This window comes from Streptomyces sp. NPDC059909 (genome assembly GCF_042730885.1).
GTDB lineage: Bacteria > Actinomycetota > Actinomycetes > Streptomycetales > Streptomycetaceae > Streptomyces.
In genome coordinates, this window is record NZ_JBHWKX010000243.1 from 1 (window position 1) to 1,247 (window position 1,247).

Annotated in this window: 2 protein-coding genes; one reads left to right on the forward strand and one right to left on the reverse strand. The window is 76.6% G+C overall.

Features of this window, described 5'->3' with window-relative positions; translation table 11 throughout:
* On the forward strand, positions 1–460 hold a 460-nt coding region (locus ACFV9O_RS40540; RefSeq protein ID WP_385428130.1), incomplete at its 5' end, for a sigma-70 family RNA polymerase sigma factor.
* Here ACFV9O_RS40540 and ACFV9O_RS40545 read toward each other — a convergent pair.
* Positions 440–1,247 (reverse strand): glycosyltransferase family 2 protein (locus tag ACFV9O_RS40545; protein ID WP_385428133.1); only part of this gene is annotated, 808 nt, incomplete at its 5' end. The two genes, ACFV9O_RS40540 and ACFV9O_RS40545, sit on opposite strands and share 21 nt — an antisense overlap.

A 1,247-nucleotide genomic window follows, 5' to 3' on the forward strand; every position in this document is an offset into this window, starting at 1 on the left:
CGTCCGGGCCGCCCTCAACGCACTCGGGCCCCGCACCGCGCCCCGCCGTCCCACCGTCGAGGAGCTGGCCGCGCACACCGCACTGTCCGGCGAGGACGTACGCCGGGGGCTGGAGGCCGTGCACAGCTACCGGCCGGTCTCCCTGGAGGCCCTGCTCAACCCGCACGTGCCGTTCGCGGTGGGGGACGTGCAGGGGGCCGCGGAACCGGGGTACGCCCTGGTGGAGGACCGCGAGTCGGTGCGGCGCGCGCTGGCCGCGCTGCCCGAGCGGGAGAAGCGCATCCTGTACCTGCGGTTCTTCCGCTCCATGACGCAAGGCTCGATCGGGGCGGAGCTGGGGCTCTCCCAGATGCACGTCTCCCGCCTGATCGCCCAGGCGTGCGCCCGGGTCCGCAGCCACGTGGAGAGCGATCAGGCCGCCGCCGGCCCGGAGCGCGGGTCAGCCGACGTACCGTCGTGACCCACCCGCGCGCTGCGCCTCCTCCAAGGCCCGCATACGTGCCTCCAGCGGCGCGGAGACCGGGTCGCGCAGCCGCAGTACCCAGGGCAGTCCGGCCAGTGCCCGGCCGAAGGCGGTCACCGAGGCGGCGTCCCGGGGCACCGTGCGCGCCAGATGGGCGGTGCGGCGGACCGCGGACCACAGCGGGCGGCGCAGCCAGGTGAACCACAGGGTGTTGCGCAGGCCGACGATCCGCCGGGCCCGGGAGTCCCGGAGCCGGGAGGGGGCGTGGTGGATCGTCAGCGCGGGCGCGTAACTCAGCCACCAGCCCGCCCGCTGGAGGTCGGTGGCGAGCAGTTCCTCCTCGCCGCCGAGCCACAGCGCCGGGTGGAAGCCGCCCGCCTGCCGGAAGGCGTCGGCGCGCAGGACGGTGGCGGCGGCCAGGAAGGAGCCGAGCGCCGGGCCGGGCAGCCACGGTGGTCCCGTCAGGGGCGAGTCGCGCAGCTCCGCGACGACCGGGTCCTCCTCGCCGGAGGGCTCCACGAGGATGCGCGCGGTGACCCCGGCCAGCCGGGGGCGGGCGTCCAGCAGGTCGGCGGCCGCACGCAGCGAGCCCGGCTCCCACCAGCTGTCGTCGTCGCAGAAGGCCACGTACGGCGTACGGACGCGGGCGACCGCGAGGTTGCGCCCGACGGCGCCCAGGTTGCTCCCGGCCCGCAGCAGGGTCATCCCGGGGAACGCGGCGGACACCGCCTCGGCGGCGCCGTCGATGGAGTCGTTGTCCACAACGAGGACCGGGGGCCGCCCC